This window comes from Halobellus sp., from assembly GCF_042218505.1.
Lineage (GTDB): Archaea > Halobacteriota > Halobacteria > Halobacteriales > Haloferacaceae > Haloquadratum.
In genome coordinates this window covers 32,920-49,810 of the sequence record NZ_JBDGQZ010000047.1, presented here as the reverse complement: position 1 = coordinate 49,810, position 16,891 = coordinate 32,920, and the positions used below count along the sequence as shown (strand labels likewise).

General features: G+C 64.3%; 26 protein-coding genes. All 26 read right to left on the bottom strand.

Going from position 1 to position 16,891, the window contains the following annotated elements; genetic code table 11:
• Nucleotides 1–10 precede the first annotated feature (10 nt).
• Nucleotides 11–151: a hypothetical protein gene (locus ABEI27_RS12435; protein WP_375799722.1), complete on the bottom strand. Its 141-nt coding sequence runs from the start codon at nt 149–151 to the stop codon at nt 11–13.
• A gap of 516 nt (nt 152–667) precedes the next feature.
• Nucleotides 668–1,921 carry a tRNA (N(6)-L-threonylcarbamoyladenosine(37)-C(2))-methylthiotransferase gene (locus ABEI27_RS12430; protein ID WP_375799721.1) on the bottom strand — a complete coding sequence of 418 codons (1,254 nt, stop codon included), beginning with the start codon at nt 1,919–1,921 and terminating at the stop codon, nt 668–670.
• 72 nt (nt 1,922–1,993) lie between these two features.
• Nucleotides 1,994–3,139 (bottom strand): ABC transporter permease, encoded by a 1,146-nt coding sequence (locus ABEI27_RS12425; protein ID WP_375799720.1) that lies wholly within the window; start codon nt 3,137–3,139, stop codon nt 1,994–1,996.
• Entirely contained in the window at nt 3,139–3,807 is a 669-nt protein-coding gene (locus ABEI27_RS12420) for an ABC transporter ATP-binding protein (protein WP_375799719.1), read from the bottom strand. Before ABEI27_RS12420 ends, ABEI27_RS12425 begins: the two co-directional genes overlap by 1 nt.
• Nucleotides 3,804–4,994: a hypothetical protein gene (locus ABEI27_RS12415; protein WP_375799718.1), complete on the bottom strand. Its 1,191-nt coding sequence runs from the start codon at nt 4,992–4,994 to the stop codon at nt 3,804–3,806. Before ABEI27_RS12415 ends, ABEI27_RS12420 begins: the two co-directional genes overlap by 4 nt.
• A gap of 337 nt (nt 4,995–5,331) precedes the next feature.
• The gene (gene secY, locus ABEI27_RS12410; RefSeq protein WP_375799717.1) at nt 5,332–6,801 is read right to left on the bottom strand and encodes a preprotein translocase subunit SecY; all 1,470 of its coding nucleotides are present in this window, start codon (nt 6,799–6,801) and stop codon (nt 5,332–5,334) included.
• A gap of 3 nt (nt 6,802–6,804) precedes the next feature.
• Nucleotides 6,805–7,305: an uL15m family ribosomal protein gene (locus tag ABEI27_RS12405; RefSeq protein ID WP_375799716.1), complete on the bottom strand. Its 501-nt coding sequence runs from the start codon at nt 7,303–7,305 to the stop codon at nt 6,805–6,807.
• The gene (locus ABEI27_RS12400) at nt 7,302–7,766 is read right to left on the bottom strand and encodes a 50S ribosomal protein L30 (RefSeq protein WP_375799715.1); all 465 of its coding nucleotides are present in this window, start codon (nt 7,764–7,766) and stop codon (nt 7,302–7,304) included. Before ABEI27_RS12400 ends, ABEI27_RS12405 begins: the two co-directional genes overlap by 4 nt.
• A complete protein-coding gene (locus ABEI27_RS12395; protein ID WP_375799714.1) occupies nt 7,766–8,419 on the bottom strand; it encodes a 30S ribosomal protein S5 in 654 nt (217 codons plus the stop codon). Before ABEI27_RS12395 ends, ABEI27_RS12400 begins: the two co-directional genes overlap by 1 nt.
• A complete protein-coding gene (locus ABEI27_RS12390; protein WP_375799713.1) occupies nt 8,416–8,970 on the bottom strand; it encodes a 50S ribosomal protein L18 in 555 nt (184 codons plus the stop codon). Before ABEI27_RS12390 ends, ABEI27_RS12395 begins: the two co-directional genes overlap by 4 nt.
• Nucleotides 8,970–9,425 (bottom strand): 50S ribosomal protein L19e, encoded by a 456-nt coding sequence (locus ABEI27_RS12385; RefSeq protein ID WP_375799712.1) that lies wholly within the window; start codon nt 9,423–9,425, stop codon nt 8,970–8,972. The genes ABEI27_RS12390 and ABEI27_RS12385 overlap by 1 nt, the downstream gene beginning before the upstream one ends.
• Nucleotides 9,425–10,153 (bottom strand): 50S ribosomal protein L32e, encoded by a 729-nt coding sequence (locus ABEI27_RS12380; protein ID WP_375799711.1) that lies wholly within the window; start codon nt 10,151–10,153, stop codon nt 9,425–9,427. The genes ABEI27_RS12385 and ABEI27_RS12380 overlap by 1 nt, the downstream gene beginning before the upstream one ends.
• Nucleotide 10,154: 1 nt before the next feature.
• A complete protein-coding gene (locus tag ABEI27_RS12375; protein ID WP_375799710.1) occupies nt 10,155–10,691 on the bottom strand; it encodes a 50S ribosomal protein L6 in 537 nt (178 codons plus the stop codon).
• A gap of 4 nt (nt 10,692–10,695) precedes the next feature.
• Complete coding sequence (locus tag ABEI27_RS12370) at nt 10,696–11,088, bottom strand: 30S ribosomal protein S8 (protein WP_375799709.1); 393 nt, start codon at nt 11,086–11,088, stop codon at nt 10,696–10,698.
• Between the two features lie 2 nt (nt 11,089–11,090).
• A complete protein-coding gene (locus ABEI27_RS12365) occupies nt 11,091–11,267 on the bottom strand; it encodes a 30S ribosomal protein S14 (RefSeq protein ID WP_089766856.1) in 177 nt (58 codons plus the stop codon).
• Nucleotides 11,264–11,791, bottom strand: a complete 528-nt coding sequence (locus ABEI27_RS12360) for a 50S ribosomal protein L5 (RefSeq protein WP_375799708.1) — start codon at nt 11,789–11,791, stop codon at nt 11,264–11,266. The genes ABEI27_RS12365 and ABEI27_RS12360 overlap by 4 nt, the downstream gene beginning before the upstream one ends.
• Nucleotides 11,788–12,558 carry a 30S ribosomal protein S4e gene (locus tag ABEI27_RS12355; protein WP_375799707.1) on the bottom strand — a complete coding sequence of 257 codons (771 nt, stop codon included), beginning with the start codon at nt 12,556–12,558 and terminating at the stop codon, nt 11,788–11,790. Before ABEI27_RS12355 ends, ABEI27_RS12360 begins: the two co-directional genes overlap by 4 nt.
• Nucleotides 12,555–12,911 (bottom strand): 50S ribosomal protein L24, encoded by a 357-nt coding sequence (gene rplX, locus ABEI27_RS12350; protein WP_375799706.1) that lies wholly within the window; start codon nt 12,909–12,911, stop codon nt 12,555–12,557. The genes ABEI27_RS12355 and rplX overlap by 4 nt, the downstream gene beginning before the upstream one ends.
• 10 nt (nt 12,912–12,921) lie before the next feature.
• On the bottom strand, nt 12,922–13,320 hold the full coding sequence (locus ABEI27_RS12345; RefSeq protein WP_089766860.1) for a 50S ribosomal protein L14: 399 nt from the start codon (nt 13,318–13,320) through the stop codon (nt 12,922–12,924).
• A complete protein-coding gene (locus ABEI27_RS12340; RefSeq protein ID WP_375799705.1) occupies nt 13,320–13,646 on the bottom strand; it encodes a 30S ribosomal protein S17 in 327 nt (108 codons plus the stop codon). The genes ABEI27_RS12345 and ABEI27_RS12340 overlap by 1 nt, the downstream gene beginning before the upstream one ends.
• Entirely contained in the window at nt 13,637–14,119 is a 483-nt protein-coding gene (locus ABEI27_RS12335) for a ribonuclease P protein component 1 (RefSeq protein WP_375799704.1), read from the bottom strand. Before ABEI27_RS12335 ends, ABEI27_RS12340 begins: the two co-directional genes overlap by 10 nt.
• Before the next feature lie 7 nt (nt 14,120–14,126).
• Nucleotides 14,127–14,345 (bottom strand): 50S ribosomal protein L29, encoded by a 219-nt coding sequence (rpmC, locus tag ABEI27_RS12330; RefSeq protein WP_375799703.1) that lies wholly within the window; start codon nt 14,343–14,345, stop codon nt 14,127–14,129.
• Nucleotides 14,345–15,262, bottom strand: coding sequence for a 30S ribosomal protein S3 (locus ABEI27_RS12325; RefSeq protein WP_375799702.1), 918 nt, complete (start codon nt 15,260–15,262; stop codon nt 14,345–14,347). The genes rpmC and ABEI27_RS12325 overlap by 1 nt, the downstream gene beginning before the upstream one ends.
• Nucleotides 15,262–15,732, bottom strand: coding sequence for a 50S ribosomal protein L22 (locus ABEI27_RS12320; protein WP_375799701.1), 471 nt, complete (start codon nt 15,730–15,732; stop codon nt 15,262–15,264). Before ABEI27_RS12320 ends, ABEI27_RS12325 begins: the two co-directional genes overlap by 1 nt.
• Nucleotides 15,733–15,735: 3 nt before the next feature.
• On the bottom strand, nt 15,736–16,158 hold the full coding sequence (locus tag ABEI27_RS12315) for a 30S ribosomal protein S19 (protein ID WP_375799700.1): 423 nt from the start codon (nt 16,156–16,158) through the stop codon (nt 15,736–15,738).
• 1 nt (nt 16,159) lies between these two features.
• Nucleotides 16,160–16,891: a 50S ribosomal protein L2 gene (locus ABEI27_RS12310; protein WP_375799699.1), complete on the bottom strand. Its 732-nt coding sequence runs from the start codon at nt 16,889–16,891 to the stop codon at nt 16,160–16,162.

The window sequence follows — 16,891 nt, the reverse complement described above, 5'->3', positions numbered from 1 at the left end:
GAGAGATTACCTACGCGAGCGCTTCTCCGGCGACGAGAAGTTGAATCTGGCCCAACTCGGGGATGCGGAACTGGGCCTTCGCTTCGATCCACGGGGGTCGTCCGACCGGCGCAATTCCGGAGGCCTGGTCGCAGGCCGCGTTGTTGTCCACCCCTTGTGACGTACCCGTCGTACGGTGCGGGGCAGGCAGTCACCTCGCCGCAGTTGTCCGCGCCGCCGAGGCACGGGGCGTTGGCTTCGTCGTACCAGTTTTCGCCCGCCTCGACCCGGGACCGCGCGCGGTGAATGATCGGCGCGTCGGTCCGCTCGGGCGGATCGAAGACGACCACGTCGCCGCGACCGCTGAGCCGACTGTACCTGTCGGCGGCAGCGCTGGTGACGATCCCGCGGTCGTCGGCGACCGCGCCGCTGAAGCAGTCCGTTCCCGAGACCACTATCATATCGCCGCGCTCGAGTATGGCTCCACACTCGGGCTCTCGATCGCCACGAGTGGCGGCTACACACCAGCTACAGCAAAGAGCCCCGCTCCGACGACAAGCACGGTCCCGATCACAACAGCGACGTCGCGGAGGGACACCGTCGCACGCGACCGGGTCATTGACCCGCCGTCGGTGGCCGAAAAAACCCAACCGATCAGGTGTGTCGTCGTTCCCGTCTCGCACTCGGCTCAGATCGGATCGCCAAACGCGTAGACGGTCTGGTGGCTCGTCACGGTCACCGCGAACGTGTCACCTGGCTCGATCCCCTCCTCGGAGGCGTTCTGCACGATGATCTGCCGGTAGGCGTCGTCGCGGCACTTCATCGAATCGCCGGTTCCCTCTCTGACGGCCATCACCTCGCGGGTCTCGCCGACCATCGACTCGTACGCCTCCGCGACGATGTCGTACTTAAGTTCGGACATCTCCTTTGAGCGCTCCTTCTTGAGGGTTCCCCCGAGTCCCTTCAACTCGGCGGCGTCGGTGCCGGGCCGCTTCGAGAAGCGGGTGACGTTCACTTTCTCCGGACGGACCTCCCGGAAGAGCGCCATACTCTGGGCGTGATCCTCGTCGGTCTCCGTCGGGAAGCCGACGATGAAGTCCGTCGAGAGCGTCCAGTAGTCCAACGTCTCGTCGAACGTCTCGACAATCTCGGTGAACTTCTCGACGCGGTGCTGACGGCGCATCTCTTCGAGTACCGTATCGGAGCCCGACTGCACGGGCAGGTGAATGAAGTTGTAGAGTTCGTCGTGGCGGTCGAAGACGTCTGCCAGTTCGTCACGGATGCCGTGGATCCCACCGGGGTTCGCCATTCCCAGTCGAACTTTGAACTCGCCCTCGATTTCCGTACAGATCCGATCCAGAAGTTCGGGGAGCTTTCGCTCGCCCTCGTCCCAGCCGTAGACGCCGGTGTCCTGGCCCGTGATTCGAAGTTCGTTCGCTCCGGCGTGGACCAGTGCCCGGGCCTTCTCGACGTTCTCCTCGACCGGCGGGGAGTCGACGCGACCGGTCGCAAACTTCGTGATGCAGTACGAGCAGTTCGACAGACAGCCCCGGGCGATCGGCAGGATGCCGACGACGCCGTCGAGAACTGGCTCGGTTCCCGGGCCGGGCGTAGGGCACTCGCCGTTCGTGACGGCTGCGGGCACGTCATCCCAGTGGAGAACCTGCGCGTCGATCTCCTCCTCGCGGAACTCCTCGCCCTGTGCGAGGGCCATACAGCCCGTGATGATGAGATCTGCCGTCTCCGCTTCGAGTTCTTTGGCCCGACGGAGCATATTGCGCTCCGTCTTCTCGACCACCGTACAGGTGTTCATAATGGCGACGTCGGCCGCCTCCGGGCCGTCGACGGGGTAGTGGCCGGCGTCGCGGAGCGCACTCTCGATCTGCCGACTCTCGCCGCGGTTGGAGGTACAACCGTACGTCTCGATGTGGTATCGGGCCATTCAGTCACTCGTATGTACCGGATCTGCGGCCAAAAGCGCGACGATTCGGCCGACATCTCCGCCGCCGCCCGCTTAACTCCGGAGCGCCTCGACCGGCGGGTCGTTGGCGGCTTTCCACGCCGGATAGAGGCCGCTCAGCAGGCTGGCGACGACCGCAAAGCCGAAGCCGAGCAAGAGGTAGCGGAGACTCGCCCAACCGAACACGAGCGTCGCGTCCCCGGCGAGGACCTCGAAGGCGACGAGGCCGACGCCCAGCGACAGGAGCGCTCCGACGAACCCCCCGATGATGCCGAGGAAGGCGGCCTCGGCGAGGATCATCCGCAGGACCTCTCCACGGCGGATGCCGACTGCCCTGAGGACGCCGATCTCGCCCCGTCGTTCAATCGTGCTCATCAACATCACGTTGAGGATCGCGACGCTCGCGACGACCAGCGAGATCGAGCCGATACCGAGCAGCGCGAGGTTCAGCGTGTCCAGGAACGACCCGACGTTCTCCTGAATGCTCGCGAAGCTGGTGACGCTCAGGATTTCCTCGTTGCCCTCGTTGAACCGCGTTTCGACCGCGTCGGAGATCCGCTGCGCCTCGTCGCCGTCGGACGCGACGACCGTCACCGAGTCGTAGTGGTTCTGGTCTCTGAGCGCTGAGAGCGGTAAGACGAGTTCGCTGCCCCCACCGAACCCGCCGCCGCCGGACTCGATCAGCCCCCTGATTCGATAGAGTTGGCCGTCATACTCGACTGGGTCGCCGATTTCGAGCCCGAGCTGTCGTGCGGTGCTGTTAGTGAGCAATGCCCCGGAGCGGAGACGGTCAGGGTTGTCGCCCGAGGAAACCTCGTACAGGGCGCTCACCCGCGTCAATCCGGTCACGCTCACGAAACTCTCACTTCCGTCACGCGCCGTCAGCGTGGTGCTGTTCGTCTTTTCGGGGATGACGGTGGCGTCACCGACGACGTCTCGGATGCGATCCACCTGCTCTCGGGTGACGCCGTCAGTGGTGCTGTCCGTGCCGGACCTGATCGTCACCTCGTCGGCGATCCCGCCGAGATTCGACGTCGCCTGCTGTTGGATCGCGACGCCAGCCATCCCGAGCGAGGCGATGGCGACGACGCCGATGATGATTCCGAGCGTCGCCAGCGCCGTGCGGACTCGGCTCCGTCCGAGGTTCCGCCAGGCCATCCCGACGCTCGGGATTCGCCACAGGAGGTCGGTGATACTCATCAGCCGATCACCCCGTCGACGAGGTTCACCTCGCGGTCGGCGTACTCCGTCAGTTGCTCGTCGTGCGTGACCGCCACGATGGCGATGTTCTCCGCTTGTTTGAGGCGCGTGAGTTCGTCGAGGATGGTCGCGCCGGTGTCCTGATCGAGATTGCCCGTCGGTTCATCCGCTAGGAGAATATCGGGCTCGTTGATCAGTGCTCGCGCGAGGGCGACCCGTTGCTGCTGGCCTCCCGACAACTGATCCGGCGTGTGATTCAACCGATCGCTCAGACCGACACGCCCGAGCAGGTCGACCGCCCGCTCGCGCCGGTCGACGTCGGTATCCCACATCGAGGGGAGTTCCACGTTCTCGGTCGCGGTCAGCATCGGCAGCAAGTGAAACGCCTGGAAGACGAAGCCGATCCCCGACCGGCGTTCCTCGGTGAGTTCGTCTTCGCTGAAGTCCGTCACGTCGTGGCCGTCGAGGTGGACGGTCCCCTCACTCGGCGTGTCGAGCAGGCCGATCATATTGAGCATCGTACTCTTTCCCGAACCGGACGGCCCGATCACCGTCACCATCTCGCCGCGGCTGGCAGTAAAATCGACGCCTTTTAACGCCTCGATCGTCTCCTGACCGCTCTGGTACCGCTTCACCACGCCGTCGAGTTCAATGACGCTCTCGCTCATTGTCGCCAGCGGTAGATTCCGGCTCCGACGACGACGAGCGCCACGACGGCGCCCCCGATCAGCGTGAGCGGCAGTCCACCGGCGGTACCTGTGGGCCCGGCACTGCTGGGACCGCTTCCGGGGGCGGCTCGCTCGGCTCCGAGGACCGTCGCGGACGCGGGATCCACCTGCAACCGCTGGGTCTCCGTCACGCGCTCGTCGTCGACCACGTAGGTGATTTCGACGGGGATCGTCGATACCGACGCGTTCGGCGGGGTCGATGCGGTGAGTTCGAACGTGGCGAACTCACTGCCCTCGACCGCCCCGACGAAGTACTCGCCGGACGGGGCGACCGGGCGCACCGCCTCTGCCTCCGGAATCCGCACGAGGACGGACTCCGCATCCGTCGTGCCGAGGTTGGCGGCGTCACCCTCGATCCGGAGGCCGGCACCGGTCCGTGTCGCTTCGACGCTCGTCAGCCGAACGTCGCCGCGGACCGGTGCATTTTCGTCGAGATCGACGTCCAGCGTAGTGTTGTGTGTCGCACCGGCGGCCTCGTAACTTGCGGTGACCGTCATCTGTTCGCTGGCGAGGTCGTCGGTATCGAACGTCGTCGACTGGCTCGCACTGGGTTCGACGTCGAACAGGAAGTTCCGACCAATCCGTTCGCCGTCGGCGCTCGCTGTGAGTTCCACGTCGGTGAGGTTCGCGTTCCCGTAATTTGTGAGCGTGACTCTCGTACCGGAACTGTTGGCCGCAGACTCCGCCGTCAGGTCGGCCTTCACCGTCGGCTCGCTCACGTCGACGTAGATCGGGTAATTGTACCGCTGGAACCCTCCGCTGTGTCGTACGACGACGTTGACAGTGAGCCGCTTCTGACCGGGGTTCTCGAACGTCGCCGACACCGGAATCGAGACCGAGCCGCCGGGGGCGACCGCGCCGAGATTCTCTACGCGAGCATACTCGGTTGTCGTTCCGGGTTTCCGAACGTAAATATCGGTTATCGTGGCGGTCGAGTCGCTCTCTTGGAGGTTCGATATCTCCGTCTCGATCGTTACCTGCTCGCCGGTGTTCGGATCGTCCGGCGTCACCGTGACCGACGACACCTGGATTGCCGGTGCGGCCGCAGCCGGCGTTATCGCGACACCGGCACCGCTGATTACGAGTGATACCACGACGACTACGCGGAGGAGGGCTGACCAGTTCATCGTGTCTCTGGGGGACTGTGGGCGGTCGAAATCTGCTGGGCGGCAGTTGTGTGCGGACCGCATTCTGCGAACCGCAGCGGCCCGTGTTTCACCGACAAGGATGGTCGCCGTAATAAAAAGAATGCGGGTTTCGGCGATTACGATAGCGTCCCTCCCAAATCAAATCACTGTCATCGGACGTGGGGTTCCGGTCGGGTATCGTCGTTGTCGACCACGTGGGACGGATTTCGCTCGCGAACGGGTGCAGAAGCGTTACCGGACGTCCACATTCGGGACGACGTCCAGCGGGACAGTCAGCAGAAAACTGAACCACTGCCCACCGGTCGTGCCCGCCGCCTCAGTTGTTGAACATCTGGCGCATCATCGGGTGCATCTCCATCAACTGCTCCTCGGCGATCTCTTCGTACAGTTTGTACGTGATAGAGACCGTGAGCAGCAGCCCCGTTCCGGAGACGCCGCCGATGGTACCGAGCATATTCGCCAAGACGGCCAGGAGTCCCACCAGTGCACCACCGATGACAGTCACCTGTGGGATGTATCGCTCCATCACTTTCTCGATGACCTGCGGGTTCCGGCGGAATCCGGGGATCTGCATCCCCGAGTTCTGGATCTGCTTGGCGGTCGCTTCGGGGCCCATCCCCGTCGTCTCCACCCAGAAGATCGCGAAAATCGCGCCGCCGATGATCATAAACGTCAGGTCAATGAGGACCCGGACGGCGATGGCACCGGGATCCTGGGAGGTGAATCCGAGGAACCACATCCAGTCCTGTCGGGACTGGATCGGCGCCATATACCAGAACAGGCCACCGGTGACCTGCCCCTGGGTGTACTGACCGATCCAGGTGGGCATCCCCGCCCACCAGTTGTTCAGGATCTGCCCGAGGAACTGGAGGTTCGCTTGCAGCGCACGCACGAGGATCATCGGTAGGACGCTCGCGTAGATGAGCTTCACGGGGAAGCGACCGCGGGCGCCCTTGACATTGGCGTGCGAGAGCGGAATCTCGACCCGGACGCTCTCAGCGTAGACGACGATTGCGAAGATGAGAAGCGTCGTGATGAGCGCGAGAATCTGCCCCTGGCCGAGGAAGATATCCGAGAGCCCGCCGGCCGTCAGCGGCGATCCGATGTCAACGGCACCGGTGACGATACCGATCCACGTCGGGAAGAGGCCGCTCTGCCCGCCGAGACTCTGCCAACTGAACAGCCCGGCGACGAGCTGCTGGCTCACGCCGGCGATGATGAACAGGCCGACACCGGAGCCGACGCCCCACTTGCTCACGATCTCGTCCATAAACAGGATGAGGACGCCGCCGACGAACATCTGTGCGAAGATGATGCCGCGGACGCCGCCCATCCCGATGCCGAGCGACTGCGCGAGCGCCTCGCTCGGTGGCAGGAAGTTCCCGGCAAAGACCATCGGGAGCCCCGTCAGACAGATCATCACGACCACCAGTAGCTTCTGGAGGCCCTGATACAGCACCTGATCACGGGGGTCGTTGGTGTCCAATCCGAGCAGGTCGGCACCGCCGAGCAACTGCAGCACGATGCTCGCCGTGACGATCGGCCCGATCCCGAGTTGCAGGATCGAACCCTGTGACCCAGCGAGGATACTACGGAACTGCCCGTAGAAGTCCCCACCCTGGCCGCCGGTTTGTAGGCCGAACATCGTCACGTTCGTCAGGAAGAAATACAGCACGAGAATCCCGGCGGTCCAGCCGAGCTTCCGGCGGAACGGGACGTGCCCCTCCGGACGTTCGACTGACGGCATCCGCGTCAGCACCGGTTCGGCGGCCTCCTTCCATCCCATAGATTATTCCTCGTCGTTCTCGTCTTCTTCGGCTTCGGCTTCAGCCTCGGCGAGGAGTTCCTCGCCGCGTTCGGTGAGCTCGACACTGCCACCGGCGTCCTCGATGAGGTTGATCGCACTCTCGGAGAACGCGTCGGCGACGAGGTGGAGCTCTTGCCGGACTTGACCACCGCCCAGCACCTTCACGATGCCGGCGTCTTCGACGTCGTCGGCGACATCGCGTGCATCGACGTGGTACGCGTCGCCCTCGGTCTCGGCGACCCCGTCGGCCGCGAGCAGGGCTACGTCCTCGTCGATCTCACTGACGTTAACCTCAGCGACGGTTCGCTGGGAGTCGTCCGGCCGCTTGAAGCCGTGTTTCCCGATCGGTTCGTAGTTGTGGAACTCGTGTTTGTCGCGACCGGCACGGCCGCGACCGCCCCGATGACCGGCACCGCGGCGATTCTTGTGGGTGCCGCCGCCGTGCGTGCGCGAGCCCCGCTGGCGTCGTTTCTTCGAGGTCATCGCATTGCCTCCAGAAGTTCGTCGATTTCCTCGGTGTTATGCTTTCCGAGCTGACCTCCTTCGGTTGTCGGGTGCTTCTGGCCTCGGTGGCCGCCGCGCGGCGGGTGCAGCCGGAGAACCGGCGAGAGGCCCTGCTCGCGCAGTGTGGTTTCTTCTTCGATGAGCGCCTCGGCGAGCGACCCGAAGTCGTCGTACTCGGTGTGCTCGGCCAGCCACGCCTCGTCGACGTCGGCATCGCCCGAGTCGGGCTCCACGCGTGTGCGGAGGATGGTCTCGACGGCGTCCACGCTTGGCTCGCCGTGTGCGACGTACTCGTTAACTTTCGTGATCATCCCGCGGTACGTCTCCGTCTCCGGGACGAACGCGCAGTGATTCACGCGGTGGATGTTGAGCATTTTGAGTGTATCGTGCACGTCAGTGCTCATATTGACCTCGCCGCGGAGTTGAACGATCGCTTGCATCACTCGTTGACCTCCGCTTCCCGCTGCTTGGCCGCGGCGCGTCGAGGCGTCCGCGACTGTGAGGCGTTTTTCAGCGCGTTGTACGTCGCTTTCGCGAGGTTGACCGTCGTCCGCGTGTTCCCGTTCGAGCGGGTCCAGGCGTCCTGGACGCCCGCCAGTTCGAGGATGTTGCGGACGGTCTCGGCCGCCGCGAGCCCGAGTCCCTGCGGGGCGGGCATAATCTCGACGGTGACCGAACCGGCCTTGCCCTCGGCCTTCCGGGTGAGGGAGTTGACGCCGCCGGCGGAGTCCTCCCAGGATCCCGAGCCTCGGTCGACCGAGATGATGTTCAGCTTCGCGACGTCGATCGCCTTCTGAATCGCGGAGCCAACCTGGTCGTCCCGTGCTTCGGCGTAACCGAGGTAGCCGTCGCGATTACCGATTGCGACGACACAGCGGAACTTCACCCGACGGCCGGAGTCGGTCATCCGCTGGACCATATTGATGTCCAGCACCTCGTCGTCCAGCCCCGGAAGGAGCTGATCGACGAGTTCCGGCTCTTTAAGTGGCAGTCCCGTATTGAGGGCCTGCTCCATCGAGGTCACGTCGCCGTCCTGTACCATTCGGCCGAGCCGCGTGCGCGGCGTCCAGCCGTTGTCGTTGCGTTGGCTCATACGTCCTCCTGCAGTCGTTCGAGCACATCGTCGAAGTGCTCGGGTAGGTTCGTGGCGTCGAAGTCCCCCGAGTAGAGGGGCTCGTCAAGCTGTTCGGCGTACTCGGCGATGTGTTCGCCGCGGTTACGCGACCAGTCTGCAAGCACCGACTCGTTGTGCGGAATCTCGAGGCCAGCGTCTATTGCTCCTTCCTGCACCGCGAACACCTTGTTACCGGGCGTCGCAGTGTTCAGTCCGATGTCGAGGACGGCCTCGTCGAGGCCGGCCTGGCGGGCTCGCGTTCCAGCGAGGAATCCCGTGAGATACGCGCTCGGAAGGTTCCCAGTGGGAGCCTCCCAGCCGTATTCGGCGAGATCCTCGGAGGACGCGGCCGCGTGCGTTTCGTCTCCGTCGGGTCCGGGGGTGATCAGCTGCGCCCTGATGTGACTGTTGCTCACGCGAGCAACGAGGCGGGGCTTGCCCGATTTCAGCAGGCGCAACCTCTGATGGTAGTCCGTCCGGACCTCGCGGCGACGTCGCATCGGCACCTTGTAGCGTGGTCCTGTTGCCATTATTCTATCTCTACGTTGTAGTTGTTCTGTAGGTATGCTTCGAGCCGCGCCACGTCATCGAACTCGCCGCCCGACGCCTTGTTGTACGCTTCGCGGTACTGCGTCGGTGTGAGCGGTCCGTCGTCGCGCAGTTCCTTCAGACGACGACGCTGTGCGCGGATGCGGCTGACCCATTCGTCTTTCGAGTTCTTCCGGCCGCCGGACCGCCCTTTGCGGGAGCCGGGGCCCTTGCGGTGGCCGTACGCGCGCTTCGCTGCGCGCTCGCGAGCGCGACCCTTGGAGTTCCCTTTCGCGTCTTTGGCGCGAATAGTTCCCTCATCGACCAGGTCACGGATGTCCTCGCGGGTGATGGCGTCCGCAATCTCGGACTGTTCGTCGGGATCGAACCAGACGCGGTCCTTACCGACGTCGAGAACGTCGGCGGCCATACGTTTCTGTGCTTTCAGATCCGTCATTACTCTTCGACCTCCACTTCGACATAGGTCGGATTGAGGACGCGGATCTCGCGGTCCTCGGCTGCCTCTTCGATCTTCTCACGCTTGCGCCCGCCGACCTTCGAGGCGATGCGGACGGCCTGCGTGTCACCGTCGACACCCTCGAGATCGTCGACGTTGTGGACGCGGACCTCCTCGAAGCCCGAGGGGTGGAGTCCGCGGGCGGCCTTCGGCGAGCGGAAGCCCGCTTCGACCATATCGCCCTTCCCTTTGATGCCGCGGCGCTGCTTCGAGAGGTTGCCGCGGGGTTTGCGGTAGGATTCGGGGACGCGTTTCTTCGCGTGGTACTTCTGTCGACGGAACGCCGGCTTGCCCTCGCGGTGCTTCTGGCCGAGTGCACGCGCCGTCTCGTCGTCGAGTTCGGGCGTCTTGTCGGCGTAGCCGCGGGGACGAAGTTCCGTTTCGACCTCCTCGTCGGCTTCTTCGTCCTCGCTTTCGTCTTCGACTTCGGCCTCGGTCTCTTCGGCGACTTCGAGTCCGCCCACGTCGGCCTTGATCCGGGCCGCCAGGGCGTTACCGACGCCGTCGACGTCTGCGAGTTCTGACTGACTCGCTGCCTTCACGTCGTCGACCGACTCGTAGCCGGCCTCACGCAGCGCGTCGGCCTTCGAGGGGCCGACACCGCTGATGTCTTCGAGCGACTCGATTGCGTCGTCGTTCTCGGCTTCGACGTCTTCATCTTCGGACATTTCAGGCACCTCCAGTTTGCGGCTTCTGCGTGATGTAGACGCCGTCCTGGAAGACGCGCGTGTCCTTGTCCGTCACGCGAGTGAGTTGTTCGATGTCGGCGGCGGTCTGCCCAACGTCCTCTTTCGAGGGACCCGTCAGGGTGACCACTTCGCCGTCGACCTGTACGTCTGTGTCTCCGCGGATCGGCGTCCGTCGCGAGGACTTCTCTCCGAGGAAGTTCTCGATGACGACTTCGTCGCCATCGACGTTGACCTGCATCGGGAAGTGGGCGTAGTAGACTTCCATCTCGTACGTCCAGCCTTCGGTGACCCCGTGGATCATATTCGACACGTGGCTCTCGAAGGTCCCGACGGTCGCGTTCGTCTTCGCGTCCGATTCCTCGGACTCGACGACGACGGTGTCGCCCTCGACGCTGACGCTGACGGAGGGGTACCACAGCGTCCGCGTGACGCTGCCGTTCGGCCCCTCGACCGTCAGATCGAGGTTGGAGACCTCGGCGGAGACCTCGTCCGGAATCTCTATTTCTACTCTGTTCATTGTCTCAGTACACGTAGGCGATTACCTGTCCACCGATGCCCTCGTCGCGGGCGTCGTAGTGGCTCATAACGCCGTGGCTCGTCGTGACGATGAGCGTCCCGTAGTCACGGGCGGGGAGGTATCGCTTCTCCCACTTCTCGAACTCGTCTGCGCCCGCAGAGTAGCGGGGCTTGACGGCACCACATTCGTTGATTGCGCCGTTCAGTTCGACCTCGAATTGGCCGGCTCTGCCGTCGTCGACGAACTCGAAGCCGTCGATGTACCCACGGTCGTAGAAGACCTCGAGGACGGAGCCGATGACGTTTGAGGCGGGCTGTATCTCGTGCGACAGGTGCCCGACGCTCTCGGCGTTGTCCACACCGGCGAGCGCGTTGGCGAGTGGATCGTTTCCTGCCATAATTATCGGTACTTCTTGAATCCCATCTCGCGGGCGACCTCGCGGAAGCACTGGCGGCACAGGTAGATCTCGTACTTACCGACGAGACCCTGATTTCGGCCGCAGCGACGGCACTCGTGGGTCTGTCCCGTGCGCCGACTCGCGTGCTCGCCCGTCTGTTCTGTTTCTGATTCGCTCATACGTCTGTGACCTCTACGTCGAAGGCGTTCTCGAGGAACGCGATGGCGTCCTCGGGTGTCAGTCGGTGCGCCTGTGGGATCGAACGCGACGCCTTGTCGCGCTTTTTCACCCGGTAGCCCGGGCGAACGAGGTTGACCGTCACGTCCAGCCCGTAGATCCCGATCTGGGGATCGTACTCTTGGGAGGGGAACTCGGTGTGTTCCTGGACGCCGAAACTGAAGTTGCCTGTGTCGTCGAACTGCCGCGCGTTGAGATCTGCAATCGGCAGCGCCGTCTCCAGGAACGATTCGGCATCGTCGCCGCGAAGAGTGACCTTCGCGCCGACAGGATCACCGGAGCGCGCACCGAACTGCGTTGCGGCGCGCGTCGCCGTCGTTCGGACGGCTTCCTGCCCGGCGATCTCTTCGAGGATCTCCTCGGCGTTCGCGAGTTCGCGACCGCCCTCGCCGACGCCCATATGGGCGACGACCTTCTCGATCCGAGGCTCGCGCATCTCGTGGAACGACGCTTCGCTCTCGCTCATTCGTCGTCACCTCCGTCAGCGTCGGATTCGGCGGCCGTCTCGTCGTCGATGGCCACCGTGTCGTCGGCCTCGTCGTCGTCGACGAAGTTCTCGTCGATCACGACGACGTAAGCTTCGATTGTCTCGAAGGCCGCGTCGTCAGTATCGACGATGACGGTGTTGTCGCCGCTTCCGGCCGTCACGGTGATCTCGTCGATCACGCCGATCTCGCCGGAGTGCGACCCGTCGACGGCAGTGACCAATGCGCCCTCCTCGTAGGGGAAGTGCGCAACGATCTCTTTGTTCTCGTTGTCGATGACGAGCGAGTCCTTCGTGCTATACTCGCTTCCGTCTTCGACGCGGAGGTTCGCGCCGTCGTGCAGCGTCAGTTGCGTCTCGCCGCCCGAGACCAACTGCTTGCCGACGATCTTTCCGAGGCGGCTGCCGGCTGCGTCGGCGTCGATCGGGGTCAGCGCGAGGCGTCCGCCTTCTTGGGGAAAGACGCGGTAGTACTCTTCGCGCTCGGTGAACGCGAGGATGTCGAACATCCCCACCGGGCGCTGCTCGTCGGAGATCTCGTCGCCGTTGACGAGGACTGCGCCCTCGTTCAGTGCGTAGCGGGCCTCCTTCTTCGAGTCGACGTAGCCGAGCACGTCCCGAAGCAGGATGAGAAGGGGAACCCCGTCCTCACCGTGCGGGCCCGCGCCGGCCTTGACCGTGAACGTTCCCGTCTTCCGCTCGACGGGCCAGGCGTTCGGTGCCGACAGTCGTTTCTGGTGTCGGGTCATTCGTTATCCTCCGTGAGTCGCGCCTCGCGGCGGTCGTCTTCCAGGTCCAGTGCCGTCACGCGGAGATTCGACGCGTCGAGCGGCCGCGGCACTTCCTCGCCGTCGGCCTTCTCGATCGTCACGTCCTCGACGTGCACGACGGTGTCGCGGAGGTCTACCTCGACGACTTCGGCTTCTGTACCGGCGTCGTCGCCGCGGAGCACCTCGACGGTGTCGCCCACGTTGACGCGGACGTTGCGCTGGCCGTACTCCTCGCGGAGTTCGTCGGACAGCGTCGATCGGACCTGATCCTGCCGCTCGTGTAGGGGCGCGTTCTGCGTCCGTGTTCGCTGTTTGTGTGGTTGTTTGGTCATACGTTACACCTCAGACGATCATCGTCGCCGTGGAGGCGATGCTCCCGAAGCGCTCGGCCACTTCGCGCGCGATTGGACCCTTGATCTCGGTCCCGCGAGGCTCCTCCATCTCGTCGATGATGACGGCGGCGTTGTCCTCGAACTTCACGCGCGTCCCGTCAGGCCGGCGGATCGGTTTCCGCTGGCGGACGATGACGGCCTGCAGCACCTGGCGGCGCATCTCCGGCGTCCCTTTGGTCACCGAGACGGTGATCTGGTCGCCGATGCCCGCCTTCGGGTGTCGGTTCTTGGTTCCTGAGTAGCCCTTCACGCTGATGACCTTCAACTGGCGTGCGCCAGTGTTGTCGGCGCACGTGATGAGCGAGCCTCGTTCGAGGCCTTTGGTGACGTCGGCTTTCAGCGCCTCCATCACTCCTCACCTCCGAGGGTCTCGACCACGACGTGAGCCTTGGTCTTCGACAGCGGTCGGGTCTCTGCGATGCGTACCGCGTCGCCTTCCGCGAGATCCACGCACGGGGGTGCGTGGGCCGGAACGCGACTACGCCGCTTCATAAAGCGGTCGTACTTGGGAACGTGAACGTCGTATTCACGTTCCACAATGACGGTTTTCTCCATATCGGTGGAGGCGACCGTGCCCTCGAGCGTCTGTCCCCGCACGGAAAGTGTCCCGTGGAACGGACAGTTCTCGTCGGAGCAGGCCTCCTCCGGTTCTTCTACGTTCAGTCCTATCGCCATAGTGTGTCACCTGCCTTTTCGGTCCGCAAGGCGGGTCGTGAGAGCAGTCGTGTGCCATCCACCGTAACGTAGGCCGCGCCCTGGCAACGGCCAGACTGACCGGCTTCCAATCCGCCGGCAGTTTCCGACCGAAGTTCGGACGCGGTCCCCGACGCCTTCGCAGCGTCGGCGGCTTCATCTGTGCGTTCGTGTCCGCGTTCGTCGTTACCCGCTCCGGACGGGTCGTCCGGGGCGGGAAGCTCGAACTCCAGCGTGGAGCCCTGCTTCGGCACCTGTTTCACCCGAGTCGAGCCGTCGTCCGCGCTCTCGGCGGATGAGGCGTCGCTCTCGCTGACGTCGACGTGTAGGGTCTGCATCGTCTCGACGACGACGCGGCCTGCGGTCCCGACGAGGTCGGAATTGGGCGCGTCGACGACGGCCACGCGGAGGCCGTTGAGTTCGTGTCGTGTCAGTGTCTCGGGTGTCAGTGCCATCGGGATCTTACTCCTGGTCCGCGTCGAAGTCGCCTTCTTCCTGTTGGATCGTCTTGATCCGCGCGATCGTCCTCTTCAGTTCGCTGACGCGCCCCGGGTTCTCCGGGGCACCGCCGGCGGCCTGAACGGCCCGCGTGTTGAGCAGTTCAGTTTCGAGCTCCTCGAGCTCGGCTTCGCGCTCTGCGGCCGTCATATCGCGGATCTCTTCGGCGTAGAGGATCGCCATTACTCCTCACTCCCCTCGTCGGCCGCTTCCATCTCATCGAGGAGTTCTTCGGCCTCGGCCTCGACGTCCTCGTCGAGTTCGTCGAGTTCCTCTTCGACGTCGGATTCGGTTGGCACGTCGACGTCGTCGTCGACGTCCGCAGTCTCGGTGGACTCTTCGACGACCTCTTCGACGACTTCCTCGTCGATGACCTCTTCAGGCGTCTCGTCGGGAACCTCGACGTCCTCGTCCTCGCCGACGTCGGGGATCTCTTCGGGTTCTTCCTCGAGGAGTTCCTCGACGCCTTCGCTCTCTGCAACCTGCTCGACGGGTTCGACGTCCACGTCCTCGTGGATCTCGAAGTCGTCGGGCAGTTCTGCACCCGGCGGGATGATTTTCACCGTCACGCCGATCGTGCCGAGTTTCATCACGGCGACGCCCTGCCCCTCGTCGACGATCTCCTGGGCGGGTTCGCCGTTGTGCTTGATGTAGCCACGGTTGAACTTCTCGACGCGCGAGCGCGCGCCGGTGACCTTCCCGCTCAGGACGATCTCGGCGCCGAGTGCGCCGGACTCCATAATGCGGTCGATCGTCGTGTGGCCCGCCTTGCGGAAGTACCAGCCACGCTCGAGCGCGTTGGCCAGCCGATCCGCGACGATGCGGGCGTTGAGGTCCGGTTCGTCGACCTCCTGCACGTCGATCTGGGGGTCGTCGAGGTCGAATCGCTCTTCGAGTTCGCGGGTGACCTTCCGGATGTTCTTTCCGCCCTTGCCGATGACCATCCCGGGCTTTTCGGCCTTCAGAACGATCTGGGTACCCATCGGAGTCTTCGCGACGTCCATCCCGCCGTAGCCGGCGCGACCGAGTTCGTCAGCGAAGAACTCGTCGATCTGTGAGCGCTGCAGTCCGTCTTCGATGAACTGGTGTTCGTCGGCCATTAGACTTCGACCTCCTCGGGTTCTTCGATGATGAGTTCGACGTCGCACTCGACCGTGTTCCACGGATCGGCGCTACCGAACGCCCGGGGCTTGCGGCCCTGGCGCTCGCCGACCTTGTGGGGGGCGACGTGTTTGATGACCATCGAGCGGCCCTCGAAGCCCTGCTCGTTCGCGTTCGACGCGACGTTGTGCAGGAGTTCGAGGAACGCCTTCGACGCCTTCTCGGGGTACCGTCCCGCGTCCCAGCCGTCGATGTCCGAGCGGTGACCGACGCCGGTGTTGTGCTGCCGGAACGGTACGGACTGCTTCTTGTCGATGACGTCTTCGAGGTAGGATTCGGCGTCTGCGACGGTCATCCCCTTGATCTCGCGGGAGACGGCCTTGCTGTGCTTCAGGCTGATGGGCCGCTCGCGGAGCATTCCCTTGGCGGTGGTCTCCGGGTCGGCCTCGACGCTGTAGTTGATACCCATAGGTTATTTGAGCGGCACGAACTTCGAGGACCGGGTCGCGCCGATTCCGGCCTGCCCGTGTTCGACCGACGTCCGGGTCAGCTGGAATTCGCCCAGATAGTGCCCGATCATCTCGGGTTCGACGCGGACGCGCTCGAACGACTGCCCGGTGTATACCTCGAACGTCTTCTCGACGAAGTCGGGAAGGACGGGCATATCTCGGAGGTGCGTCCGGATCGGGTCGTTGGCCGTCTCTTGGACGCCGGCCTCGCGGGCCTCCTCCAGCAGTTTCTCCTGCTGGATGGAGAGTCCTCGGTTAATGGTTCGCCGCTGTCGAGCGGGGAGCAGTTCCGCGACCTCTTCGAGCGACATCTCCTGCAGCTCGTCGAGCGTGTAGCCGCGGTAGGTGAACTCACCTTCGCGGCCGGTACGGTATTCCGAACTCATATTAGTCCTTGCCTCCTTTGCCACCGCGACCGGTGCGCTTCGAGGCGATGTCGCCGACTTTCCGTCCCGGCGGGGCGTCCCGCGAGACGGACTTCGGCTGTCCGGGGTGCTGTCGGCCGCCGCCACCGAACGGGTGGTCGACGGCGTTCATCGCGACACCGCGAACGCGCGGCCACTTGATGCCGCGGGCTTTCATCTTGTGGTGCTTCTTACCGGCCTTCACGAACGGCTTCTCCGTTCGACCGCCACCGGCGACCACGCCGACCGTGGCGCGGCACTGCGGGTTCAGCCGCTTGACCTCCCCGGAGGGGAGTTGGACGACCGCCACACGGCGGTCGTGTGTCATCAGTTGCGCGCTCGTTCCGGACGCGCGGGCGAACTTCCCGCCGTCGCCGGGTTGGCGCTCGACGTTACAGACCGGGACCCCTTCGGGGATCTCAGCGAGCGGGAGCGTGTTCCCGGGCTTGATCTCTGCGCTCACGCCGACCTGAATTGTGTCGCCGACGGCGACGCCCTCGGGTGCGAGGATGAGGCGCTGGTCGCCGTCCTCGAATTCGATGGCGACGACCGGCGCGCTGCGTGCGGGGTCGTGTTCGATGTCGACGACCGTCCCGGAGACGGTGTCGCTCGATTCAGCTTTCTTGTGCGAGAGTTCGGCCTTGTAGCGGTGTGACGGCGCCCGGAACGTGGACGTGCCGCGGCCGCGACGTTGACCTTGAATTCGTCGTCCCAT

Excerpts from the sequence above, each read along its gene's own strand:
- ABEI27_RS12430 (WP_375799721.1), bottom strand. The coding sequence starts at position 1,921 with ATGGCCCGATACCACATCGAGACGTACGGTTGTACCTCCAACCGCGGC.
- ABEI27_RS12425 (WP_375799720.1), bottom strand. The coding sequence starts at position 3,139 with ATGAGTATCACCGACCTCCTGTGGCGAATCCCGAGCGTCGGGATGGCC.
- ABEI27_RS12420 (WP_375799719.1), bottom strand. The coding sequence starts at position 3,807 with ATGAGCGAGAGCGTCATTGAACTCGACGGCGTGGTGAAGCGGTACCAG.
- ABEI27_RS12415 (WP_375799718.1), bottom strand. The coding sequence starts at position 4,994 with ATGAACTGGTCAGCCCTCCTCCGCGTAGTCGTCGTGGTATCACTCGTA.
- secY (WP_375799717.1), bottom strand. The coding sequence starts at position 6,801 with ATGGGATGGAAGGAGGCCGCCGAACCGGTGCTGACGCGGATGCCGTCA.
- ABEI27_RS12405 (WP_375799716.1), bottom strand. The coding sequence starts at position 7,305 with ATGACCTCGAAGAAACGACGCCAGCGGGGCTCGCGCACGCACGGCGGC.
- ABEI27_RS12400 (WP_375799715.1), bottom strand. The coding sequence starts at position 7,766 with ATGCAAGCGATCGTTCAACTCCGCGGCGAGGTCAATATGAGCACTGAC.
- ABEI27_RS12395 (WP_375799714.1), bottom strand. The coding sequence starts at position 8,419 with ATGAGCCAACGCAACGACAACGGCTGGACGCCGCGCACGCGGCTCGGC.
- ABEI27_RS12390 (WP_375799713.1), bottom strand. The coding sequence starts at position 8,970 with ATGGCAACAGGACCACGCTACAAGGTGCCGATGCGACGTCGCCGCGAG.
- ABEI27_RS12385 (WP_375799712.1), bottom strand. The coding sequence starts at position 9,425 with ATGACGGATCTGAAAGCACAGAAACGTATGGCCGCCGACGTTCTCGAC.
- ABEI27_RS12380 (WP_375799711.1), bottom strand. The coding sequence starts at position 10,153 with ATGTCCGAAGATGAAGACGTCGAAGCCGAGAACGACGACGCAATCGAG.
- ABEI27_RS12375 (WP_375799710.1), bottom strand. The coding sequence starts at position 10,691 with ATGAACAGAGTAGAAATAGAGATTCCGGACGAGGTCTCCGCCGAGGTC.
- ABEI27_RS12370 (WP_375799709.1), bottom strand. The coding sequence starts at position 11,088 with ATGGCAGGAAACGATCCACTCGCCAACGCGCTCGCCGGTGTGGACAAC.
- ABEI27_RS12365 (WP_089766856.1), bottom strand. The coding sequence starts at position 11,267 with ATGAGCGAATCAGAAACAGAACAGACGGGCGAGCACGCGAGTCGGCGC.
- ABEI27_RS12360 (WP_375799708.1), bottom strand. The coding sequence starts at position 11,791 with ATGAGCGAGAGCGAAGCGTCGTTCCACGAGATGCGCGAGCCTCGGATC.
- ABEI27_RS12355 (WP_375799707.1), bottom strand. The coding sequence starts at position 12,558 with ATGACCCGACACCAGAAACGACTGTCGGCACCGAACGCCTGGCCCGTC.
- rplX (WP_375799706.1), bottom strand. The coding sequence starts at position 12,911 with ATGACCAAACAACCACACAAACAGCGAACACGGACGCAGAACGCGCCC.
- ABEI27_RS12345 (WP_089766860.1), bottom strand. The coding sequence starts at position 13,320 with ATGGAGGCGCTGAAAGCCGACGTCACCAAAGGCCTCGAACGAGGCTCG.
- ABEI27_RS12340 (WP_375799705.1), bottom strand. The coding sequence starts at position 13,646 with ATGGCGATAGGACTGAACGTAGAAGAACCGGAGGAGGCCTGCTCCGAC.
- ABEI27_RS12335 (WP_375799704.1), bottom strand. The coding sequence starts at position 14,119 with ATGGCACTGACACCCGAGACACTGACACGACACGAACTCAACGGCCTC.
- rpmC (WP_375799703.1), bottom strand. The coding sequence starts at position 14,345 with ATGGCGATCCTCTACGCCGAAGAGATCCGCGATATGACGGCCGCAGAG.
- ABEI27_RS12325 (WP_375799702.1), bottom strand. The coding sequence starts at position 15,262 with ATGGCCGACGAACACCAGTTCATCGAAGACGGACTGCAGCGCTCACAG.
- ABEI27_RS12320 (WP_375799701.1), bottom strand. The coding sequence starts at position 15,732 with ATGGGTATCAACTACAGCGTCGAGGCCGACCCGGAGACCACCGCCAAG.
- ABEI27_RS12315 (WP_375799700.1), bottom strand. The coding sequence starts at position 16,158 with ATGAGTTCGGAATACCGTACCGGCCGCGAAGGTGAGTTCACCTACCGC.
- ABEI27_RS12310 (WP_375799699.1), bottom strand. The coding sequence starts at position 16,891 with ATGGGACGACGAATTCAAGGTCAACGTCGCGGCCGCGGCACGTCCACG.